This window comes from Streptomyces sp. CB02009 (assembly GCF_001905825.1).
In the GTDB taxonomy this organism is placed as follows: Bacteria; Actinomycetota; Actinomycetes; order Streptomycetales; family Streptomycetaceae; genus Streptomyces.
The window spans coordinates 107,104-129,235 of the sequence record NZ_LIVV01000001.1; the positions used below are offsets into that span (position 1 = coordinate 107,104).

A 22,132-nucleotide genomic window follows, 5' to 3' on the forward strand; every position below is an offset into this window, starting at 1 on the left:
CGTCACCCTCGCCGAGGGTCAGTCGGCTGACATGGAGGGGCTCGGAACGGGCGGCAGAAGCGGGCCGCACTCCCACTCCTGGAAGATCAGCCGCGTCTCGACGCGCGCCACCTCGCGGCGTGACGTGAACTCGTCGAGAACGAGTCGTTGCAGGTCGGCGGGGTCCGCCACCGCCACGTGCACCAGGTAGTCGTCGGGTCCCGTCAGATGGAACAGCGCCCGGGACTCCGGCAGGGCCCTGATCCGGTCCACGAACGGACCGATCAGTTCCCGCCGGTGCGGCCGGACCTGGACGAGAAGGAGCGCTTCAAGCCCTCGGCCGAGTTTGGCTGGATCCAGTCGCAGCTGGTGTCCGAGGATCACGCCCGTGCGGCGAAGACGCGCCACCCGGTCCAGGCAGGTGGACGGTGCCACTCCGACCTCGGCGGCGAGTTCGCGGTAGGTGGTCCGGGCGTCGTTCTGCAGGAGGCGAAGAATGTGCAGATCGACCGCGTCCAGTACGACAGAATCGGCCATCTGGCGAACGTAGCACGGCGATTTCCCGCTACTTCCCGGTATTCGTTCACAGTGCCGCCATGGACGCCATGGACTGCGGCTCCTCGGACACCCCGAGGGCCCTCGCCACCGAAGCCGTGCACGCCGGCCGCGAAGACCTCGCCTCGCTCGGTCTGCACGCCCCGCCGATCGACCTGTCCACCACCTACCCCTCGTACGACGCCCGGGCCGAGGCCGCCCGCATCGACGAGTTCGCCACCACCGGTGCCCGGCTCGACGGGCCGCCGGTCTACGCCCGGCTGGACAACCCCACCGTCGCCCGCTTCGAGGAGGCCCTCGCCCGCCTGGAGGGCGCCGAGGCCGCCGTCGCGTTCGCCAGCGGCATGGCGGCCCTCACCGCCGTCCTCCTCGCCCGGGCGAGCCAGGGCCTGCGCCATGTCGTCGCGGTCCGTCCGCTCTACGGCTGCAGCGACCACCTCCTCGACGCCGGACTCCTCGGCACCGAGGTGACCTGGACCGACCCGGCGGGCGTGGCGGACGCGATACGGCCCGACACCGGCCTGGTCATGGTGGAGTCGCCCGCCAACCCGACCCTCGCCGAGGCGGACATCCGCGCCCTCGCCCACTCCTGCGGCTCCGTGCCGCTCCTGGTCGACAACACCTTCGCCACGCCCGTGCTCCAGCGCCCGGTCGAGCAGGGCGCCCGCATCGTGCTGCACAGCGCGACCAAGTACCTCGGCGGCCACGGTGACGTGATGGGCGGCGTCGTCGCCTGCGACGAGGAGTTCGCCCGTACGCTCCGCCAGGTCCGCTTCGCCACCGGTGGCGTGCTGCACCCGCTCGCCGGCTACCTGCTGCTGCGCGGTCTCTCCACCCTGCCGGTACGGGTGCGGGCCGCGTCGGGCACGGCGGCCGAGCTGGTACGGCGCCTCGCCACCGACCCCCGGATCGCCCAGGTCCACTACCCGCGGATCGGCGGCGCGATGATCGCCTTCGAGGTGTACGGCGACCCGCACGACGTCATCGCCGGCGTGCGGCTCATCACCCCCGCCGTCAGCCTCGGCAGCGTCGACACCCTCATCCAGCACCCGGCCTCCATCAGCCACCGCATCGTGGCCGAGGGCGACCGGCGCTCGTCGGGCGTCAGCGACCGCCTGCTGCGGATGTCGGTCGGTCTCGAGGACGTCGAGGACCTCTGGCGGGATCTGACCTGGGCGCTCAGCGCTCCGCCCGCCGCACCCCTTCGTGCGGCTGCTCCTGCCGGGTCTCACGGGGCTCCGGCCGGGCGGCCGGTCGCGGTGCCGAGGCCAGCCGGGCTGTGATCACCAGGGTGCCCTCCTCGATCTGGTAGTCGAGGGGGAGGTTCAGCGCCCGCATCGCGGCCACCATCCCCGTGTTGGACGACTGCGTCACCGCGTACACGCTCGCGCACCCGGCCTCCTCGGCCATCGCCACCAGCCTGCCGAGGAGCTCGGAGCCGATGCCGCGCCGCTGCCAGTCGTCCTCCACCATCAGCGCCACCTCGGTCTCGTCGCCGTCCCAGAGCAGATGCCCGAGGGCGACGAGCCGGCCGGAGGCCGTCTGGACGGCGAGGGTGCGTCCGAAGCGGGGGCTGAGCAGGTGGTCGAGGTAGCGGTCGGCGTCGCCGACGGGGCCGTGGTAGCGCAGGCCGAGGGTCCGCGCCGAGCAGCGGTCGTGCATGGCGCGCGCGGCGGGCAGGTCGCGCTGGTCGGCGCGGCGGACGGTGATCTCGTTGCCCTCGGGCAGGGTCAGCACGTCCTGGCTGCGGGGGACGCGGGGGCCGAGCCGGGCGTCGAGCTCCACGAGGGCGCGGGCCCGGGCGAACTCGGTCGGGGTGAAGGGGAGGTAGGGCCGCTCCACGATGAGCGTGCCCCCGTTGGGGTCGCGCAGCCGCATCACGGTCTCCTCCAGGACGCCCTCGACCGGGGCCTGTTCCCCGGTGGGGCGGCCGGTGAGGGAGACGGCGGGCACCGAGTGGAGGGTGCAGCGGCCCAGGAGCTGGCGCAGCGCGAGCGGCAGCTCGGCCGCGTCGAGCGCCGTACGGGTGGCCAGGCCGAGGACCCGGGTCGGGGTGTCGACCAGGTCGTGGGCATCGGCCCGCTCGGTCCAGGTGTCACGGCCACCGGCCGCCGCCGTCTCCCGGGCGAGGGTGTGCGCGGAGAGGTCGGCGGGGGCCCGCAGCAGGAACTCGTCGACCGTGCCGTCGGCGAGCGGATGCGTCTGGAGGGTGAGGATGTCCACGCCCAGGCGGGCGAGGACCGTGCACAGCGCGGCGAGGCTGCCCGGCGTGTCCGCGACGGTGGTCCGCATCCGCCACAGCGCGGTCTCGACGGGCACCACGGGCCCCGTCTCCTCCCGGCCCTCCCCGGCGCTCGCCGGTTCGGTCACGGAGAAGTGCCCGCCGGTGTGCCCGGCGGGCGGGGCATGGCTCGCATGACTGCGCCTCCGTGCCCACCAGGTGTGGAAGGCGGCGGTGGCGACCAGCGCGATCGCCGAGAACACCAGCAGGTAGGGCCCGTCGGGCCCCTTGGCGATGGTCTTGGCGATCGTGTCGGCCACCACCACCGCGGTGAACAGCGCGGCGAGCTCGATCAGGTCGTGCCGCCAGTGGTGCGGACGGCGGGCGCTCTTCGAAGACGTCACATCGGTCATGACCTCACTGTGACCCAGTGGTGTTGCGTGATCACGAACGCTTTGTGACTGACGGGTTAAGCGCCCATCTGGCGGCTTAAAGAACGATTCAGACCGTTTCTGTCAGAGGCTGATCGGCCCCCCGGCCGAGTGCGCCCGACAGCCGCTTCGCCTGGACGACGAACTGCGCGGCACTCCGCGTCGAGGCCATCGCGTCCAGCCCCGCCACCTCGCCCCGGGCCCCGCACCGCTCCACACAGTCCGCCGCGACCGCGAGCACCTCGCCCAGACCGTGCACCGGCTTCTCCGCGCCGAGCAGCTCCGGCAGGATCGGCTCAAGGACCGCCCAGACCGTGCCGTACGCGCCCGTGGCGGCCGTCGTCCGGAGCGCGTCCGCCAGCCGGTTCGGCTTCACCGAACCCTCCAGGACCAGCCACGCCAGCTCCGTGCCGAGTCGCCGGGCGTCCAGGTCGCCCCCCGACGCCAGGACCAGCAGCGCGTCCACGGCGCGCAGCCGGTCGTCCGCGTCCTGAGAGCCCAGACCGCACGCCACGGCGAGATGGACCGCCCGGCCCGCCGGGCCGCCCGCCTCGGCGAGCGCGGTGAGCGGTTCGGTCACCCCGCGCTGGTCCGCGTCGGCCCCCGAGGCGAGGGAGGACAGCACACACGCCGCCACGAACTCGCGGTCCACCGGCAGCGCCGCGGCCCAGTGCGCCCGCGTGTCCAGCCAGTGGTAGCAGCGACGGGGAGTCGCCGCCAGCTCACCGCCCAGCCAGCGGAAGGGCGCCGGGAACTCCTTGCGCACCACGGGACGGTCGTCGATCTCGACGACGGTCCGGTCCGTCAGCCACCACTTCTGCGAGGCCCGGTCCTTCCCCCTGGGCAGGAACCGCACCCTCGTCCCCAGCGGATCCCCCGCCCGCAGCCACGCGGCGAGCCGGTCTCCCGCCCGGGTGCCGAGCGCCACGGCCTCCTCGGCCGCCCGCGCGCCCGACGGATCCCGGCGCCCGACCCGGAGCAGCGCCTGGGCGAAGTCGGCCGGGGCCGGCTCGACACCCGCCTCCCGGTACCCGCTCAGCCGCTCCACCAGCACCATCGGCTCGATCTCACCGGTGTGCAGGGTCGGCGCGGCGAGCAGGAACGGCAGCGCGTCCGTGCCGATCAGGCCGGCCATCTCCCACAGCCGCGCGTCCATGATCCCCGACAGCGCCTCATGGTGGCAGGCCTTCCGGTTGTTGCCCTTCGCCCGCCCGGCGTCGACGCGCCACCCCGGCAGAAGACCCAGCAGCCCCGCGAGAACCACCTCCAGCCCCTGGGTGTGGTGGCTGAAGTAGTGCTGGTGCTCCCAGTGCTCCGCGGGGAACGCCTCGCGCACCGCCGCCTCGAGCCCCGCCCGGTCCCGCCGCGCGAGCCGCACCAGGCCGTCGAGCGTCCGCTCGAACGCCGCCGAGTCCTGGTACCGGCCCCTCGTCAGCAGCTCCTCCACCAGCGCCTCGACCGACGTCGCCGGCGGAGCCACCCGCTCCCGCTCCGGCACCGGCGGCAGGATCTCCTCGTACGGGACCCCGGCCGCCACCTCCAGATCGCTCCCGAACAGCGCCGCGGCCGCCGGACGGTGCACCGGACTCAGCTGACCGGCCTGCTCGGCCAGCTCACGGCGTACGGAGGCGTCCACCGCCGCCGCATGACGGCCCACCAGCTTCAGGGCCCGCTCCTGGATCGCGGTGTCCTCATGGCCGAAGGCCTCCGCCACGGCCGGCAGCAGCTCCGCCACCGCGCCGGGCTCCCGCGCCAGCACCTTGCCGACCAGCGTCAACTGCGCCCGCACCAGCTTCTTCTCGGTGCGGAACAGCACCCCGCCCGTCATCTCGGCCAGCACACCGGCCGACAGCGCGCCGTCCGCGGCGAGGCCCGCGAGGACCTCCTGCGCGTACCCCGCCACCGGGGACGGCGCGTCGGCCGTCATCCCGATCCAGTCCGGGATCCGCTCCCGGCGCTCGTCCGCGCTCGGCTCGACGAGCCGCAGCACCTCCAGCGGGAACCGCAGGTCCCGGGCCCGGCCGCCGCGCAGCAGCCGGGAGACGCACAGGTCCACGACCTGGGCCCGGTCGAGCACGCCCTCGGCGACGAGCGTCGCGAGCGCGGTCGGCCAGTGCGTCGGCGCCTCGGGTCCGACCGACCAGGTCAGCCGGTCGGGCGTCTCGGCCATGCCGAGCGCGTGCGGCACGAGCACCCGCGTGTGCGTGTCCTTCCTGAGCCGCTCCAGCAGGCGCGCGTCGGTGATCTCCCGCGTCCACGCGAGGACATAGCCGTCGGTCGCGGGCACCGCGCACCCGGAGCGCTCCACGAGTCCGCGGATCAGGCCGTAACTGCTCTCCGCCACGGCCGGCCGCGCCGCGAGCCGCTGCGCCACGTCCGCCGTCCACGCCTGATCACGGCCGGCGAGCACCTGGAGGACCAGGGTGCCGTCCTCGGAGCGCCAGCTCAGCAGGTCGCGCCCGCCGAGCCAGGTCGCCGTCGCCGCCGCGCCCGTCTGACAGCCCGCGCCCGCCACGTACAGCGCGCGCCGCACGGCCGTCGCCTCGTTCCACCGCTTCCAGTCCCAGCCGCGCACCTCGGACCGCAGGGACTTCAACTGCCCGAGGGCGGTCTTCCGGGCGGCGGCGTCCAGCGGCTCCAGGAGCGCCGGCACCTTGTGGGCGCGCCCTTTGCGCACCACCGCCAGCAACTGCTCGACCGGGGTGCCCCCCTCCGTACCGCCCGCACCGTCCGCGCCGCCCTTGCCGGCGCCCGTGCGCGCCGCGGCGTCGCCCGCCGTCACCGTGTCGTTCCCCGCCCCGCGCACCACAGCGCTCCTCACCTTCGTCATCATGCTGCCCACCACCCTGTTCACCAGGCTGTTCCCCACCTCTGTCCCCGCGCCGCCCACCGTCGGCCCGGCGCTCCCCGTCATCGCGCAGCTCCGGCGACCGCCGTGTCGTCGGCCCCGGCGGCGACGGGCTCGGGCCTCGCGCCGCGCCGCACCATCCGGACCGCGAGCGCGTGCTTGCACGGGCCGCGCCGGCCCCGGTAGTCGGCCCACCACTGGCAGGTGCAGCTCAGCACCCCGTCCGACTCCCGCACCCGGTAGCGCCGTTCGCCCGAGGCCACCGTCGCCAGCTCGCCCTCGACGGTCACCGCGCCCTCCGCGACCAGCCGCCGGGCGCTCACCAGGCGCGGGTTGTGCCGCTCGGCGCGGTCCGCGTCGTACGGCAGCTCCCGGTGGAAGTACGCCGCGTCCGCCACGTCGTACCCCACGCGCCCGGCCGTCCCGAGCCGGGTCAGGGCCGCCCGCACCCGGTCGACCGTGAGCCCGGCCTGCGCCGCCAGGTCGGCCGGGTCGATCCGCGGCTCCCAGGCCAGCAGCACCGCGACCAGCTCGGCGTCCTGCGCGGCCTCCTCCGTCGCGAGGGCCTCGAGGACCCCGCCCTCGCCGGAGAAGCCCCGCGCGGCATCGGGCGACAGCGTCAGCGTGAGCCGCATGCCCGGCAGGACCACCTCCCAGGCGCTCGCCGTGGCCAGGGTGCCGTCCGGCACCGGCCCGTACACCCGGAGACCCGTCGCGTGCCGCAGCACCCGTTCCAGGGCGACGAGCCGGTCGGGTCCCGGCAGGCACACCGCGCCCGGGCCGGGCCGAGTCGTCGGCCGCAGCGTCCGGCCGGACTGCGTGATCCACATCGGCCCGCGTCCACGGGCCTGGTTGCGCGGCAGGGAGCGGAGGAAGCGGACGGCCTCCGCCCCGCTCAGCTCGGCCCGCAGGTCGAACCGTGCCGAGGCGACCTGCGCCTCGGCGAAGCCCCGCAGCCAGCGGTCCGGCAGCGGAACCTTCTTCTCCACGACGGCCCCCGCGAGCGTCGTCACCGCCATCTCCTCCGGACCCACCCGGAGGTGCAGCGGGTCGTCCCCCGTCATCCGCGACAGCGCCTCGCGCAGCGGGTTGTTGACGTCGACGTTGGTCGTCCCGTGCCCCGTCTCCGCACCGCCGAGCCCCTCGTCGAGCACGTCCAGGCGCGCGTACACCCCGCCGCAGCCGGAGAACGACTCGAACCGCAGCCGGTCCCCGTTCCCCGTCACCACCGGGTCGAGCGACCCCGGCCGTATCCGCTGGAAGTAGCGGGCCGCGGCCACGTCGGCGACCGCCAGCAGACCGCGGGCCGCGACCTGCGGCGAGGCCAGGAAGCCGGCGAAGAAACGGGGATGGGCCTCGGCCCCGCGGGGTGTGAGACCCCCCGCGGTCTCCAGGCCGAGGAGCCGGCCGGAGCCCGTGGACTGCAGCGCGGAAGGGCGGACGTAGGCGAGTGCCTGTACGGATCGCGTCATGGAAACGACGTTAGGACCCGGCACTGACAATCACCGGGGAACGGGTGCCCGTCCGGCCGTCACGACCGTCGGACACCCGCCCCCGCACCCCTTCCGACCAGGCATTACTGCCCGACGCGACCTGGCCGCAGCACCTTGCTGAACAGCACCGTCCCGCCCTCCGCCCGCAGACGGACCGTCAGTTCCCCGCTGTGGCCGTCGATGTCGACCTCCCCGAAGTACTGCGGGCTCTCCATCGGCGACAGGTTGGCCCGCTCGGGCGCCCGCACGAACACCCGCTCCGGGCCGAACGTCGCGTCCAGCGCGCTCGCCGGGAATCCGCCCGCGGCCAGCGGGCCCGACACGAACTCCCAGAACGGCGCGAAGTCCTGGAAGGCCGCCCGCTCCGGCGCGTAGTGCTGCGCCGAGGTGTGGTGCACGTCCGCCGTCAGCCACAGCGTGCCGGTGATCCGCCGGTGCTTGACGAATCGCAGCAGCTCCGCGATCTGCAGCTCACGGCCGAGCGGGGCGCCCGGGTCGCCCTGCGCGATCGCCTCGATGTTCGTGCCGTCCGGGACGACCAGGCCGAGCGGCATGTCCGCCGCGAGCACCTTCCACACCGCGGTGGAGGCGGCCAGCTCACGCTTGAGCCAGGCGAGCTGCTCGGCACCGAGGATGCCGGTGGTGTCGTCGGGCTGCCGCCCGGGGGAGTTGGCGTTCCGGAACGAGCGCATGTCGAGCACGAACACGTCGAGCAGCGGTCCGTACCGCACCACCCGGTGCATGCGTCCCTCGCGGCCGCCACCGCGCGCGTGGAGGGTGGACACCGGCGTGTACTCGCCGAAGGCGCGCAGGGCGCGCGAGGCGAGGACGTCCACGCTCTTCTCCGTGTAGCGCGCGTCGTCCAGGATCTGGCCCGGGTACCAGTTGTTGCGCACCTCGTGGTCGTCCCACTGCGTCACCGTGGGCACCTGCGCGTTGAAGGCCCGGACGTGGTGGTCGAGGAGGTTGTAGCGGAAGTTCCCCCGGTACTCGTCGAGGGTCTCCGCGACCTTCGCCTTCTCGGGCGTCGTGACGTTCCGCCAGATCCGTCCGTCGGGCAGCGTCACGCTCGGCTGGAGCGGCCCGTCGGCGTAGATCGAGTCGCCGCTGCACAGGAAGAAGTCCGGGTCGAGGCGGCGCATCTCCTCGTACGCGCGGAAGCCGCCGATGTCCGGGTTGATGCCCCAGCCCTGCCCGGCGATGTCTCCCGACCACAGGAAGCGGACCCCGTCCCGACGCCGGTCGGGGGCGGTACGGAAGGTGCCGGCGATCCGCTCGCCCGTCCGGCGCGGATCGTCCGGGTCGGCGAGCGTGACCCGGTAGTGGATCTGCTCGCCGGCGGGCAGCCCGCGCAACGCGGTGGTGCCGGTGAAGTCCGTGCCCGCGCCGATCAGCGGCCCGTGGTGGCGGCGCACCCGCCGGAACGACTCGCTGGCCGAGGTCTCCACCAGCATGCGGGCCGGCCGGTCCGAGCGCACCCACACGAGACCCGAGGACGTCGTGACGTCGCCCGTCTGCACACCCCACTCGGCACGCGGCCGGCCCGACAGCGCGAACGCCGGGGCGGCGAGACCCGCACCCCCGACGGTGAGCGCCGCCGACGCGGCCAGCGAACCGCGCAGCACGCTGCGCCGGGCGGGAGAAGGGGAACTGCCGGGTGCGGACCGGTACATGGATGAGCCTCCGAGGGGCGTCCGGGCGAGGGCGGTGCGTCGCCCCATGCCTACTGGCCGGGAGCGGCGCCCGCGCGAACCCCGCGTGAACACTCGCGCGAGGGCCGGAGCGCGGATCACCTCACCCCCGGCCGACCGCCTCCGCCACCCTGCGGATCCCGGACGCCACGACGGACGGCGCCAGGTGCGCGTACCCGAGCACGAGCCGTACGTCCCCGTCACCGGGCCGCGACGTGCCGTACTCCTCCAGGGGCCGCAGGGCCACGCCCGCCTCCGCCGACCGCGCCAGGAACAGCTCCGGCGGCCCGTAACGCGCCGGCACGCGCGCGATGACGTGCAGTCCGGCGGCGATGCCGCTCACCCCGGTTCCCGGCAGGTGCTCCGCCAGCGCCGACAGGAGGGCGTCCCGCCGCTCCCGGTAGGCGCGCTGGCAGCGGCGCAACTGCCGGTCGTACGCGCCCCGCGCCACGAACTCGGCGAGCACCGCCTGGTCGAGCACGGGGTTGCCGAGGTCCATCGTCCGCTTGCGCTCGACGACCTCGGCGAGCAGTGCCTCGGGGACGAGCATCCAGCCGAGCCGCAGACCGGGCGCGAGCGACTTGCTCACCGAGCCGGCGTAGACGACCCGCTCCGGGTCGAGCCCCTGGAGCGCGCCGACGGGCGCCCGGTCGTACCGGAAGTCGCCGTCGTAGTCGTCCTCCAGGACGTAGCCGTCCACCGCCCGCGCCCAGTCGAGGAGCGCGGCCCGCCGCTCCGCCGACCAGCTGATCCCGGACGGGAACTGGTGCGAGGGCGTCACCACCACCGCCCGCACCCCGGAGGCGGTGAGCGGCTCCGGAAGCAGCCCCTCCTCGTCGAGCGGCAGCCACAGCGTGTCCAGACCCGTGGAGGCGAACAGCCGCCCGTGCTCGGGGCTGCCCGGATCCTCGACGCCGACCGCGTCGAGCCCCCGCGCCCGCAGCACGAAGCCGAGCAGGCTCGACGCCTGCGCCACTCCCGAACAGACCACGAGCCGCTCCGGGTCGGCCACCACGCCCCGGCGCCGGGTCAGCATGTCGGCCAGCGCCTCCCGCAGTTCGGGCAGCCCGCGCGGGTCCGGATACCCGAGGGCGGGGTGGGGGAGTCGCGCGAGCACGGCCCGCTGGGCCGCCGACCAGGCCGCTCTCGGGAACAGCGACAGATCGGGTGTCCCGGGGCGGAAGTCCACGAGGACGGCCGACGTACCCCGCGCGGGCGCACCGGTACCGCAAGGGGGCGCCCCGGTACCCCGCGGGGGCGTATCCGCGCCCGGCGCGAGCGAGCCGGGGGCAGGGTCGAGGCCGCCGGCCCCGCGCGCGTGCCCGACGGCCTCCGGACCGAGGGGGACGGCCCCACGCGCGGGCGTGGCCGGGCCCGGATGGTGGCTAGGGGCCGCGGGGCCTCCGCCCGCCCGTGCACCCCCGCCCCGGCCCAGGTCACCCCCACCCGAAGGGGCCGCCCCACGCGCGCGCGTGCCGCCGAATCGGCTTCTCGCCGCGTCGCCCACCCACGTGCCCGCGCCCCGGTCGCTGCGCAGATAGCCCTCGGCGGTGAGCTGTTCGTAGGCCTCCGTGACCAAGCCCCGCGAGACGCCCAGGTCGGCCGCGAGCGCGCGGGTCGACGGCAGCCGCGTCCCGGCCGCGAGCCGGCCCGAGCGCACCGCCTCGCGCAGGGCCTCCTGGAGGGCCCGGCCGCGCCGCCGCGCCGGGGCGGCGGCGGCCGGCAGGAGCAGCTCCCAGGCCGGCTGTCCGTGGCTCTTCATGTCCGTGCGGCCCCTCTCCCCGTTCCGCGCGCCGGCGGTCCCGGCCGAGGCCCATGATGCCTCCGGTGCCCTGCCCCGGGCGGATCGGGACCGATCCGTCGCGGCGGCGCTCCCGTCACCTACGCAGGTCGACGGTGATGTGCGGGGCGAGCGCGCGGAGGAAGTCCGGGGCGTCGAAGGCCTCGCCGGCCGAGGCGACGCCGGTCGTCCTGGCCCGGCCGGTGAGGATCCGCCCGACGGCCTCGACGGCGAGCGGCGCGCTGACGGCGTAGATGTCCTGGCCGACGGCCACGGCCCGGCGTTCCGCGCCGCCCGAGCGGACGACGACGTCCACGACGAAGGTCTGGTCGGACCGGCCGGCCTCGTCGACCGGGGCCGGCGCCGGGGCGTCGGGCGCCGACAGGTCCCGGGCCGCGTCGACCGCCATGTAGGTGCGCACCTCGGGCACCTTCAGATGGCTCGGGACGGTGACCACGTCCGCCATCGTGAACTCGGCGATGACCGGCCGGGGACCCAGCGGGGCCGGGAAGGACCACTCCTGGACCGTGAACTCGTCGTCGTGGTACTCCAGCCGGCCCCCGGTGTACCGGACGTGACGGCCGTTCCGCCGCTCACGGGAGACCTTGCCGGCGGCGAGGGTGCCGGCGGTGGGGTGCCAGCTGCTCAGCCCGTACGCGATGTGGGCCTCGTCGGCCGCGTCCCAGTCGCCCATGGCGGCGGTGGCGAGCAGATCGCCGAGGCCGCCGTAGAAGGCCATCGCGGGGACGATCACGGTGCCCGCCGCGCGGGCCCGGTCCGCGAACCGCTCGAACGTGTCGACGTTGGCCTCGATCTCTGCGGCCACGTCCACGGAGGGGATCCCGGCCCGCAGGGCCGCCTCGATGACGGGGGCGCCGGTCACGGCGAAGGGCCCCGCGGTGTTGATCACGGCCGCCGCGCCCTCGAGTGCGCGGTCGAGCGACGCGGGGTCGTCGGCCGACGCGAGACGTACGTCGAGCCCCGGCCGGGACTCCGAGAGAGCCCGCAGCCTCTCGGCGTCACGGCCGACGGCCACGGGGACGAACCCGCGGGCGAGCAGCTCCGCCACCACGAACCGCCCGGTGTGTCCGTAGGCGCCGAACACCGCGACCGTGTGCCCCGTTTCCATGACTTCTCCCTGCTCTCGTACGACCCGAACCGCTTTCCTGGGGCAATCCTGGCCCCGGCGGCCGCCGCGTACGAGTGTCCGGAACGACATCATGCGTACAATTACGGACGTGCACACGAACCGGAGCGCGGCCCCGACCAAGGACCCGACGAAGGGCCTGAGCAACGCCCCGACCGCGGCCCCGACCAAGGACCCGAGCACCGTCGCCCTCGCCGTCACCGAGGGCATGCGCCAGTTCGAACTCTCCGTGGCCTACGAGGTCTTCGGCCCGCCCCCGTCCGCCGTCACCGGCCCCTGGTACGACGTCTCCCTCTGCGGTCCGTCCACCGTCCGGATCGGCCGCTTCCGGCTGGAGCCCGACGGTGGCTTCGACCTGCTGGCGCGGGCCGGCACGGTGATCGTTCCCGCCCTCGCCGAGACCGACGAGGCCCCGCCCGCCGAACTGGTCGACGCGGTGCGCGCGGCCCACGAGGCGGGCGCGCGGGTGGCCTCGCTCTGCACGGGGGCGTTCGTGCTGGCCGCCGCGGGCCTGCTCGACGGACGGCGCGCGACCACCCACTGGGCCCACACCGAGGAACTCGCCGCCCGCCACCCCCGGGTGGAGGTCGACCCCGACGTGCTCTACGTGGACGACGGCCGTGTCCTCACGTCCGCGGGCAAGGCCGCCGCGATGGACCTCTGCCTGCACCTGGTGCGCCTCGACCACGGCTCGGCCGTCGCCAACACGGTCGCCCGCAGCCTGGTGGTACCCCCGCACCGCGCGGGCGGCCAGGCCCAGTTCGTCACCACTCCCGTGCCCGCGCGCGACGACCACCCGCTCGGCGACCTGCTGCCCTGGGTGATGGAGCGGCTCGACCAGCCGCTGACCGTGGACGACCTGGCCCGCCGGGCGCGGATGAGCTCGCGCAACCTGGGCCGCCACTTCCGGTCGGTGACCGGGACGACCCCGCTGCAGTGGCTGCTGACCCAGCGGATCCGCCACGCCCAGGAGTTGCTGGAGTCCACCGACGAGAGCGTCGAGGGCATCGCGACCGCCACCGGCATGGGCACCGCCACGACCCTGCGCCGGCACTTCAACCGCACCGTCGGCGTGCCCCCGGACGCCTACCGCCGCACGTTCCGCGCCCGCGCCCTCACCCGCATCCGCCCCGGCGAGGACGGCGCCGGCACCCCGGACGGCACCTCGGACGCCACCCCGGACGGCGGCACCGCCCCGAAGTGGTCCCCGATGGCGTGACGGAAGTGGACCTTCATCGGGGCCGCGTACCTTCCTAGCGTCGGAGGCATGAACGCGAACGCCCTCCGCGGGGTCCTCCTCGTGACCCTCGCCTACGCCCTCGTCGGCGCCTCCTTCACCGCGAACAGCCTCCTCGGCGACTATCCGTACGCGGGCGGCCAGGCCCTGCGCTACGGCGCCGCCTGCCTGCTCCTGCTGCCCCTGCTCGGCCGCGGCGGGTTCGCCCCGCTGCGGACCCTGACCACCCGTCACTGGTTCCGGCTCGCCGCCCTCGCGGGGGTCGGCATGGTCGGCTTCAACCTGGCGGTCCTCGCCGCCGAGCGGACCGCCGAGCCGGCCGTGCCCGGCGTCCTCGTCGGCTGCGCCCCGGTGGTGGTCGCCGTCCTCGTCCCGCTGACCGAGGGCCGCAAGCCCGCCCCCGCCGTGCTGTACGGGGCACTGCTCGTCGCCGCCGGAGCCTTCACCGTCCAGGGCTGGGGGCGTACGGACCTGGCCGGAATCGGCTGGTCGGTGGCGGCGCTCGCGGGCGAGGTCGGCTTCACCGTGCTGGCCGTCCCCGTCCTTCGCCTGCTCGGGCCGAAGCTGCTCACGGCGGTCGTGTGCGGGATCGGCGCGGCCGAGGCGGCGCTGGTGGGCCTCGTCGTGGACGGCGCCGGCCTCGTCCGGATGCCGACGGCCGTGGAAACGGGCGCCCTGGTCTGGCAGGCGGCGCTCGCCACCGTGGTGGGGTTCGTCCTGTTCTACATGGGTGTCCAGCGGATCGGCATGGAGCGGGCCACCCTCTTCACCGGTGCGATCCCGGTCGCCGCCGCCCTGAGCGCGGTCCTGGTCGCGGGTGCCGCCTTCGGTCTCCCGCAGGCGGTCGGCAGTCTGCTGGTGGGGGCCGGCGCCGCCGTGGGCACCGGCCTCTTCGCGCGGGGGACCCGAAGCGTCGGGCAGGTCCCGCGGGCGGTCTCAGGCGCCGCTGCCGTCCAGGATCACACGGGCGACGAGAGCCGGGTCGTCGTTCATGGGCACATGACCGCAGCCGGGCAGCCGGACGAGCCGCGCGCCGGGGATCGTGTGCTTGGCGCGGACGCCCTGGCGGGGGAGGAGCAGCCGGTCGCGGGCACCCCAGGCCACGGTGACGGGCACGTCGGCGACGTCGTCGCGGAAGCGCACGCTCCCGCCGGCGGCCAGGGTCTGCCGGAACCCGGTGGCCCCGCGCAGCGCGAGCGTTTCGGCGTAGGCGGCCGCGGGTGAACGGCGCCCCGGGCGGGCGTAGATCGTGCTGGTGAGCACGGTGCGCCCGGCGGACGTCCGGGAGAGCCGGTCGATCACCGGGACGGGGAGCGACCTCGCGGCGCCCCGCATCGCCCGCAGCGTCACGAACGCGTACCGCCGCTCGCCCTCCGACCAGAATCCGGCGGGGGAGAGGGCGGTGACCGAGCGGACGAGCTTCTCCCGGCCCAGCTCCAGGGCGAGCAGTCCGCCGAGCGAGTTCCCCGCCACGTGGGGGCGCTCGACGCCGACGGCCGCGCAGAAGGCGTCGAGCACGCTCCCCACGGTGGACAGGTCGTACGGGCAGCCCTCGGGCAGCTCGTCGGAGTCGCCGAAGCCGGGCAGGTCGACGGCGATCACGTCGCGTTCCGCGGCCAGGATGTCCAGCACGGGCTCCCAGGCCTGCCAGTGGTGTCCGATGCCGTGCAGGAGCAGCAGCGGTTCCCCCGCGCCCCGGCGCTCGTACGTGAGGGACGCGGTGCGGGGGCCCGCCGGCGTCTCGATCGTGAACGCGATCCGTTCGGGCATGCGGACTCCCTGTGTCCTGAAGCTCTTAGACGTCCTGTCAGTGAGAATTACCGATCAGTAGCCTGGAGTTCAAGCCCCCGTCCGAAACTGGACAGCGCGACCGCCGTGGGCTGGGATGTGCGGGTGCCCACCGACATTCCGACCGACACCCTGACCGAGCACTTCGAGGAGCACCGTTCCATGCTCCTCGGCGTCGCCTACCGGATGCTCGGCCGCGCCGCCGACGCCGAGGACGTCGTCCAGGAGGCCTGGCTGCGCTGGACCGCGGAGGACCGGACCGAGGTCCGCGAGCCCCGGGCCTTCCTCGTGCGGATCACGACACGGCTCGCCATCGACCGGCTCCGGCAGGCCCAGGCGCGCCGCGAGTCCTACGTCGGCCCGTGGCTGCCCGAGCCCGTCGTCACCGACTTCGGACCGACCGCGCCCGACACCGCGGAGCGGGCCCTGCTCGCCGACTCCGTCTCGCTCGCCGTGCTCGTCGTCCTCGAATCGCTCTCCCCGCTGGAGCGCGCCGTCTTCGTGCTCCGCGAGGCCTTCGGCTTCCCGTACGCCGAGATCGCCACCGCCCTCGACCGCTCCGAGGCGGCCGTACGGCAGCTCGCGGGGCGCGCCCGGCGCCATGTCGACGAGGGGAAGCCGCGCTACGACGTCGACCCGACCGAGCGCAGGGACCTCACGGAGCGCTTCCTCACCGCTGCGGCGGGCGGCGACCTCGGCGGTCTCCTCGCCCTGCTCGCCCCCGACGTGCGGCTCGTGGGCGACAGCGGCGGCAAGTCCAAGGCACCGCTGCGGATCATCGAGAGCGCCGACAAGGTCGGCCGCTTCCTGCACGCCACCGCCCAGGGCGCGGACGAGATCTTCGAGTTCCGCTTCCTGGAGCTCAACGGCGGCCCCGCCCTGCTCGCCCTCGTCGACGGCAGGCCGGACTCGGTCTTCCAGATCGAGGTGCTCGACGGGCGCGTTCAGTGCGTCTACATCATCCGCAACCCGGACAAGCTCCAGGCGCTCGCCGGTCTCTGAGGCGCCCGGGGCGAACCCCGCGCGACAGACCGGTGCGCACCCCGCGCGACAGAACCGCCCGATCGCGCCGATCGGCCGGAAATTCACCCCGTCTCCCCCCTGGGAGACGGGGTGTTTTGCTGCGCTGGGCACACGGGGGCGCGAACGTCCTGTGAACGATCTAGGTCAGAGGGTCACATTCGGGGGCGTTCGACGGAGGATTGGTCTTGACCAAGGGGTGGGCTCGCCTTATGGTCGCAGAGTTAGTGCAGGAACCTTTAATAAACAAGGGCGCGGAAAAACGCCGCGGGACACGGCGAATTGCGGAGGATCAGGGTGGGGACCACGCAGCTGGCATCGGTACCGGAACCGAAGTACCAGCACCTCAAGACAGTCATCGGCGAAGCACTCGACTCGGACTTCGCGGTCGGGGAGATCCTCCCCAACGAGCGCGATCTCGCGGCACGCTTCGGTGTCGCCCGTGCCACGCTCCGGCAGGCCCTGGAGCAGCTGGAGCTCGAAGGCAGACTGCAGCGCCGTCGCGGCGTCGGCACCACCGTCGCTCCGCCGCGCGTCGGCGTCGACGTCTCCACCACCCAGCACACCTGGCCGGGCGTCGGTGACGAGGCGTGGCAGCCCCTCGACTCCGCCGCCGACGTGGCCCCGGCCGCCGTCGCGCGCGTCCTGGAGAGCGGTTCCGACGAGCGGGTGCACATCGTCCGCCGCATCCGCGTCAGCCAGGGCCAGGCCGTCGCCGCCGAGCTGCTCTACGTGCCCGTCGGCTCCGTCCCGGGCCTCAGCGCCATCGACGCGCCCGCCGGACCCGCCCGCGCCCGCGCGGTGCTCCGCGAACTCCAGCACCTCGCCCTCGACGGCCAGGACCGCGCCGTGGAGCTCGGCTCCGCCCGCGCCGACGACGCCAAGGAGCTCGACCGCCTGCCGGGCGCGCCCGTGCTCGTCGTGACGACCCGCTACCTCTCCGCAGGACGCACCGCGGCCGTCTCCGTGGCCACCTACCGCGCCGACACCTGCCGCCTCACCTTCGGCGACTCGGTCGACCTGGTCATGGCCTCGTAGCGCCCCTCCCGCGAGAACACCGCACGGCCCGTCGCGAAGATCCTCCGAGGTCTAGCGGCGGGCCGTCACCGTGCCGTCGACCGCGAAGAGCTGCTCCTCGACGTGGTCGAGGGCGAGCCGCAGCGCACCCGTCCCGACCGCGGCCTCGCCGAGCAGCGACAGCACCACCCGGGGCGGTCGCAGGCAGAACCGGGCCAGCTCCTCCCGGAGCGGCTGGAGCACGCCGTCCAGGCCGGCCGCCCAGCCGCCGACGACCACCAGCTCGGGGTCGATCGCCAGGACCAGCGCCGCCACGTCGTGCACGAGCCGCTGGATGAACCGCTCCACCGCCGCCTCCGCGCGCGCGTCGCCCTTGCGGGCCAGCGCGAAGACCTCGGCGACCGCCTGCTCGTCCAGCGGGTGCAGCGGCTCGTCCGTCGTCGACAGCAGGTGTTCGGGGGTGACGCCCCGGCCGAGCAGGTGCAGCGCGCCGATCTCCCCGGCCGCCCCGCCGAAACCGCGGTGCAGCCGGCCGCCGATCAGCGAACCGGCGCCCGGGCTCAGCCCGGCGAGGACGAAGACGATGTCGTCGGAGTCGGTCGCGGCACCCTTCCAGTGCTCGGCGACGGCCGCCGCGTTCGCGTCGTTCTCCACGATGACAGGGCACTTGAAGGAGCGCCGCAGCCGGTCGCCGAGCGCGAGGCCCGTCCAGCCCGGCAGGGCCGTACCGAGGCGGACCGTGCCGTCGGCCTCCACGATGCCGGGGGTGCCGACGCCGACCGCCCGCAGATTGGACCGGGCGACCCCGGCCCTGCGCAGCACGTCGGCCACGACCGTACGGACCCGGTCGAGGCGCTCGTCCTCGGGGGCCGTCTCGGACACCTCGCGCGAGCCGGCGCCGATGATCCGCCCGTCCAGACCGGAGAGCAGCGCGGCCACCCGGTGCGGGCCGATCTCGATGCCGAGCAGATGACCGGCCTCGGCACGGAACCGGAACCTCCGTGCGGGACGCCCCTGGCGCCGGGCCTCGCGCTCCTCGGGCGCCGCCTCGACGACGAGGCCGCCCTCCATGAGTCCCTCGACGACCCCTTCGACCGTGGGCCGCGAGAGGCCCGTGATCCGGGTCAGATCCGTGAGCGTCGGCGCTTCGGCGCCGCGCAGCGCATGGAGTACCACCGCGGAGTTGATCCGCCGCAGCAGAGACGGATCCCCGCCGGTCAGCCGCCCCACAGTGTGTCCTCCCAGCTCGTGCACCTCTTCGGCGGATGGTACTCAATGGGCCCGGTCGCGGCGAGTGCCGCCCCCATGACGCTTTGGATTCGCCGCCGGCCCACCCGCCCCCGCGGTTTCTGACACGGCGCCAACTGTCAGTGGCGAGCGCTTTACTGGAGCCATGACCACGGCAGACCACCTGGCGGCGATCGACTTACTCAGGGCCCGGGGATTCGACGGCGGCCCGGACCACCACCTGGCGGAGCTCGCGACCAGCGAGGACTTCTGGGAGGACGACGGCACGCGCCGCCCGATCGTCGAGGACCAGTACGAAGCGGAGCGGGACGGGCTGGCCGCCCTGCTCACCGCCCGCTGGGGCGAGCCGCGGGAGCTCGACCTCTGGCCCGTCCTGGAGCGGAGCATGGAGGGCGGGCCGATACCCGAGCCCTGGTCCACCCTCAGCTGCCACACCCCGCACCTGCTCCTGTGGCGGGCCGGCGGACTGTGGATCGGACTCGGCGTCTCCCAGTGGGACAAGGAGCTGCCGTTCCAGCTGCTCGCCGTCCTCACCCCGGTCGACCCGCCGGCGTGACCGCCCACCCGCCGACCCGGCATCCGGCCGGAGCACCGGCGGTCTCCCGCGCGGCACGCGGCCTCCTCAGCCGTGAGGGACCTCGGCGGCCTCCCGGAGCCGGGCGTACTCCGCGGCCATCGTCGCCGCCGTCCAGTGCGCGTTGAGCCCGCTCGGGTTCGGCAGCGCCCAGACCCGGGTGGATCCGATCACCCGCTCCTGCGGCCCGATGGCCGCCTTCGGCTCGCCGAAGGCCGTGCGGTACGCGGTGACACCGACGACCGCGAGCCAGCGGGGCGCCAGCAGCTCCACCTTCGCGGTCAGGATCCGGCCGCCCTCGACGTACTCCTCCCGGCTCAGTTCGTCGGCCCGGGCGGTCGGCCGCGCCACCACGTTCGTGATCCCGAGACCGTACGCCAGGAGCTCCTCCTGCTCGTCCGGCCGCAGCTGCCTCGGGGTGAACCCGGACAGGTGGAGCACCGGCCAGAAGCGGTTGCCGGGGCGGGCGAAGTGATGGCCCGTCGCCGCCGTCATGAGACCCGGGTTGATCCCGCAGAACAAGACCGAGAGGCCGCCCGCCACCACGTCGGGAACGACGCGGTCACGGGCGGCCTCCAGCTGCTCCTTGGTGAACCGGGGGCTCCCGGTCAGAGGATCGCCCCGGGGGCGTAGGCGGCGGCCTCCGGGTGCTGCTTGAGGATCTCCTCGATACGGGAGACCACCGCGGCGACCTGGTCGGCGGCGGCGCCGGTGAAGGACAGCTTGTCCGCCATCAGCTCGTCGAGCTGCGCCCGGTCCAGCGGGATGCGCTCGTCCGCGGCCAGCTTGTCGAGGAGCTCGTTCTGCACGGTGCCCTGCTCGCGCATGGCGAGGGCGGAGGCGACGGCGTTCTCCTTGATGGCCTCGTGGGCGACCTCGCGGCCGACACCGGCGCGCACGGCGCCCATGAGCACCTTGGTGGTCGCCAGGAAGGGCAGGTAGCGGTCGAGCTCACGGGCGACGACGGCCGGGAAGGCGCCGAACTCGTCGAGCACGGTGAGGAAGGTCTCCAGGAGACCGTCGAGCGCGAAGAACGCGTCGGGCAGCGCGACCCGGCGGACCACGGAGCAGGAGACGTCGCCCTCGTTCCACTGGTCGCCCGCCAGCTCGCCGGTCATCGAGGCGTATCCGCGCAGGATGACCATGAGGCCGTTGACGCGCTCGCAGGAGCGGGTGTTCATCTTGTGCGGCATCGCCGAGGAGCCGACCTGGCCGGGCTTGAAGCCCTCGGTGACCAGCTCGTGGCCCGCCATCAGGCGGATCGTCTTGGCGATCGACGACGGGGCGGCGGCCAGCTGCACCAGCGAGGTGACCACGTCGTAGTCGAGCGAGCGCGGGTAGACCTGGCCGACCGAGGTGAAGGCGTGGGCGAAGCCGAGGTGACCGGCGATCCGCTGCTCCAGGTCGGCCAGCTTGCCGGCGTCGCCGCCGAGCAGGTCCAGCATGTCCTGGGCGGTGCCGACGGGACCCTTGATGCCGCGCAGCGGGTAGCGGCCGAGCAGCTCCTCCAGGCGGGCGTACGCCACGAGCAGCTCGTCCGCGGCCGTCGCGAACCGCTTGCCGAGGGTGGTCGCCTGGGCGGCGACGTTGTGCGAGCGGCCGGCCATGACCAGCTCGGCGTACTCGCCGGAGAGCTTGCCGAGACGGCCGAGGACGGCGACCGTACGGTCCCGCATCAGCTCCAGGGAGAGCCGGATCTGCAGCTGCTCGACGTTCTCGGTGAGGTCGCGCGAGGTCATGCCCTTGTGGACGTGCTCGTGGCCGGCGAGGGCGTTGAACTCCTCGATCCGGGCCTTCACGTCGTGCCGGGTGACCTTCTCGCGCTCGGCGATGGAACCGAGGTCGACCTGGTCGAGCACGCGCTCGTAGTCGGCGAGGGCGGCGTCCGGAACCTCGATCCCGAGGTCCTTCTGCGCACGCAGCACGGCGAGCCAGAGCTGACGCTCCAGCTTCACCTTCTGCTCGGGGGACCAGAGGACGGCGAGCTCCGCGGAGGCGTAGCGGCCGGCCAGAACGTTGGGGATGCGGGGCTTCGCAGTCACAGCAGTCACGTGGACAGAGTTTACTGGCGATTTCTGCAGGCCAGCGCCACCGTCCGAGCTGGAGCTTGCTACGAGACGCAGCTCACGGCCGCGTTCCCGCACCGCGCCCGCCGCGGCTACGGCGCGGTCGGCGGTTCGTACGGCAGCAGCTCGGGGCGCTTGGGCGCGCGGCCGTCGCCCGACGAGCGGCCGGTCAGACGCCGCCCTATCCACGGGCCGAGGTGCTCCCTGGCGAAGCGGGCGTCCGCCGCGCGGCGGCTCGCCCAGCGCGGCAGCGGGGTCGGCGGCGGCGGTGTCCGCCAGTCCTCCTCGGGGGCCAGGCCGAGGGTCTGCCACACGGCCTCGGCGACCCGCCGGTGCCCGTCGGCCGTGAGGTGGAGCCGGTCCACGTCCCAGAGCCGGGGGTCGGCGAGCGAGGGGGCGCTGTACAGGTCGACGACCAGGGCCCCGTGCCGGGCGGCGAGATCGTCGACGTGCGCGAACAGCTCCTCCATCCGGGGGCGGAAGCGTTCGAGGACCGGCCCGTTCCGGCCGGGGCTGCGCATCAGGACCAGCTGCCCGCACGACGGGGTGAGCGTCTCGACTGCCTCGGTGAGCAGTCCGCGGACCCGCCCCATGTCGACCTTGGGCCGCAGGGTGTCGTTGAGCCCGCCGACGAGCGTCACGACGTCGGCCTTCATCGCGGCGGCCGTCTCGACCTGCTCCTCGACGATCTGTCCGATGAGCTTGCCGCGCACGGCGAGGTTGGCGTAGCGGAAGCCGGGGGCGCGGGCGGCGAGCCGGCCGGCGAGCACGTCGGCCCAGCCCCGGTAGGAACCGTCGGGCTTCCGGTCCGACATGCCCTCGGTGAAGCTGTCGCCGAGGGCGACGAAACTGTTGTACGTGGCATTCATCTGCATGGCGGAGAGATCATACCGTGCGGTATGCGGCGATCCGCTCCGGAGCACGCCGCACGGGAACGGAGTCGGCGGCACCGGAACGGATCCCGCCGCACGGGAACGGAGCCGGCCCCGCGGGAACGCATCCCGCCCCACGGGAACGGGGGAGGGCCCCGGGAGCAC

The 22,132-nt window shown here is 74.4% G+C and carries 17 protein-coding genes and 1 pseudogene; 6 read left to right on the plus strand and 12 right to left on the minus strand.

Annotated elements, in window-relative coordinates; translation table 11 throughout:
• Positions 1–18: 18 nt before the first annotated feature.
• A complete protein-coding gene (locus AMK27_RS00530; protein WP_073902045.1) occupies positions 19–516 on the minus strand; it encodes an Lrp/AsnC family transcriptional regulator in 498 nt (165 codons plus the stop codon).
• Between the two features lie 59 nt (positions 517–575).
• On the opposite strand from AMK27_RS00530, the gene AMK27_RS00535 reads away from it, so the two are divergent.
• The gene (locus tag AMK27_RS00535; protein WP_073902046.1) at positions 576–1,817 is read left to right on the plus strand and encodes a trans-sulfuration enzyme family protein; all 1,242 of its coding nucleotides are present in this window, start codon (positions 576–578) and stop codon (positions 1,815–1,817) included.
• Here the strand turns inward: AMK27_RS00535 and AMK27_RS00540 are convergent.
• The 6 genes from AMK27_RS00540 to AMK27_RS00570 form a co-directional block, all read right to left on the minus strand.
• A complete protein-coding gene (locus AMK27_RS00540; RefSeq protein WP_073902047.1) occupies positions 1,714–3,168 on the minus strand; it encodes a GNAT family N-acetyltransferase in 1,455 nt (484 codons plus the stop codon). The two genes, AMK27_RS00535 and AMK27_RS00540, sit on opposite strands and share 104 nt — an antisense overlap.
• A gap of 88 nt (positions 3,169–3,256) precedes the next feature.
• Complete coding sequence (locus AMK27_RS44095; protein WP_274535727.1) at positions 3,257–6,019, minus strand: DUF7824 domain-containing protein; 2,763 nt, start codon at positions 6,017–6,019, stop codon at positions 3,257–3,259.
• Positions 6,020–6,096: 77 nt separating this feature from the next.
• A complete protein-coding gene (locus AMK27_RS00550) occupies positions 6,097–7,506 on the minus strand; it encodes an SWIM zinc finger family protein (RefSeq protein WP_073902048.1) in 1,410 nt (469 codons plus the stop codon).
• Between the two features lie 104 nt (positions 7,507–7,610).
• Entirely contained in the window at positions 7,611–9,200 is a 1,590-nt protein-coding gene (locus tag AMK27_RS00555; protein WP_073902049.1) for an alkaline phosphatase D family protein, read from the minus strand.
• Between the two features lie 121 nt (positions 9,201–9,321).
• Entirely contained in the window at positions 9,322–10,980 is a 1,659-nt protein-coding gene (locus AMK27_RS00560; RefSeq protein WP_079188125.1) for an aminotransferase-like domain-containing protein, read from the minus strand.
• 115 nt (positions 10,981–11,095) lie between these two features.
• Positions 11,096–12,127 (minus strand): saccharopine dehydrogenase family protein, encoded by a 1,032-nt coding sequence (locus AMK27_RS00570; protein ID WP_073902050.1) that lies wholly within the window; start codon positions 12,125–12,127, stop codon positions 11,096–11,098.
• A 226-nt stretch (positions 12,128–12,353) separates the two neighbouring features.
• Here AMK27_RS00570 and AMK27_RS00575 point away from each other — a divergent pair, with 226 nt between their 5' ends.
• Positions 12,354–13,364 carry a helix-turn-helix domain-containing protein gene (locus tag AMK27_RS00575; protein WP_241847348.1) on the plus strand — a complete coding sequence of 337 codons (1,011 nt, stop codon included), beginning with the start codon at positions 12,354–12,356 and terminating at the stop codon, positions 13,362–13,364.
• A 48-nt stretch (positions 13,365–13,412) separates the two neighbouring features.
• Positions 13,413–13,817: pseudogene (locus AMK27_RS44435) on the plus strand (EamA family transporter); the annotation flags it as partial.
• A gap of 501 nt (positions 13,818–14,318) precedes the next feature.
• On the opposite strand, the gene AMK27_RS00585 reads toward AMK27_RS44435, so the two are convergent.
• On the minus strand, positions 14,319–15,152 hold the full coding sequence (locus tag AMK27_RS00585) for an alpha/beta fold hydrolase (protein ID WP_073902052.1): 834 nt from the start codon (positions 15,150–15,152) through the stop codon (positions 14,319–14,321).
• A gap of 135 nt (positions 15,153–15,287) precedes the next feature.
• Here AMK27_RS00585 and AMK27_RS00590 point away from each other — a divergent pair, with 135 nt between their 5' ends.
• Together AMK27_RS00590 and AMK27_RS00595 are read left to right on the plus strand one after the other, a co-directional pair.
• Positions 15,288–16,172, plus strand: a complete 885-nt coding sequence (locus AMK27_RS00590) for an RNA polymerase sigma-70 factor (protein WP_073903766.1) — start codon at positions 15,288–15,290, stop codon at positions 16,170–16,172.
• A gap of 315 nt (positions 16,173–16,487) precedes the next feature.
• The gene (locus AMK27_RS00595; protein ID WP_073902053.1) at positions 16,488–17,228 is read left to right on the plus strand and encodes a GntR family transcriptional regulator; all 741 of its coding nucleotides are present in this window, start codon (positions 16,488–16,490) and stop codon (positions 17,226–17,228) included.
• Positions 17,229–17,279: 51 nt separating this feature from the next.
• On the opposite strand, the gene AMK27_RS00600 is transcribed toward AMK27_RS00595, so the two are convergent.
• Positions 17,280–18,437 carry an ROK family transcriptional regulator gene (locus AMK27_RS00600; protein WP_073902054.1) on the minus strand — a complete coding sequence of 386 codons (1,158 nt, stop codon included), beginning with the start codon at positions 18,435–18,437 and terminating at the stop codon, positions 17,280–17,282.
• Positions 18,438–18,600: 163 nt separating this feature from the next.
• On the opposite strand from AMK27_RS00600, the gene AMK27_RS00605 reads away from it, so the two are divergent.
• Positions 18,601–19,011, plus strand: a complete 411-nt coding sequence (locus tag AMK27_RS00605; RefSeq protein ID WP_073902055.1) for a hypothetical protein — start codon at positions 18,601–18,603, stop codon at positions 19,009–19,011.
• 66 nt (positions 19,012–19,077) lie between these two features.
• Here AMK27_RS00605 and mug read toward each other — a convergent pair whose 3' ends face one another.
• From mug to AMK27_RS00620, 3 genes are all read right to left on the minus strand, one after another.
• Complete coding sequence (mug, locus tag AMK27_RS00610) at positions 19,078–19,575, minus strand: G/U mismatch-specific DNA glycosylase (protein WP_079188126.1); 498 nt, start codon at positions 19,573–19,575, stop codon at positions 19,078–19,080.
• Positions 19,576–19,637: 62 nt separating this feature from the next.
• Complete coding sequence (gene purB / locus AMK27_RS00615; protein ID WP_198955779.1) at positions 19,638–21,080, minus strand: adenylosuccinate lyase; 1,443 nt, start codon at positions 21,078–21,080, stop codon at positions 19,638–19,640.
• Between the two features lie 107 nt (positions 21,081–21,187).
• Positions 21,188–21,970, minus strand: coding sequence for an SGNH/GDSL hydrolase family protein (locus tag AMK27_RS00620; protein ID WP_073902058.1), 783 nt, complete (start codon positions 21,968–21,970; stop codon positions 21,188–21,190).
• Positions 21,971–22,132: the final 162 nt, after the last annotated feature.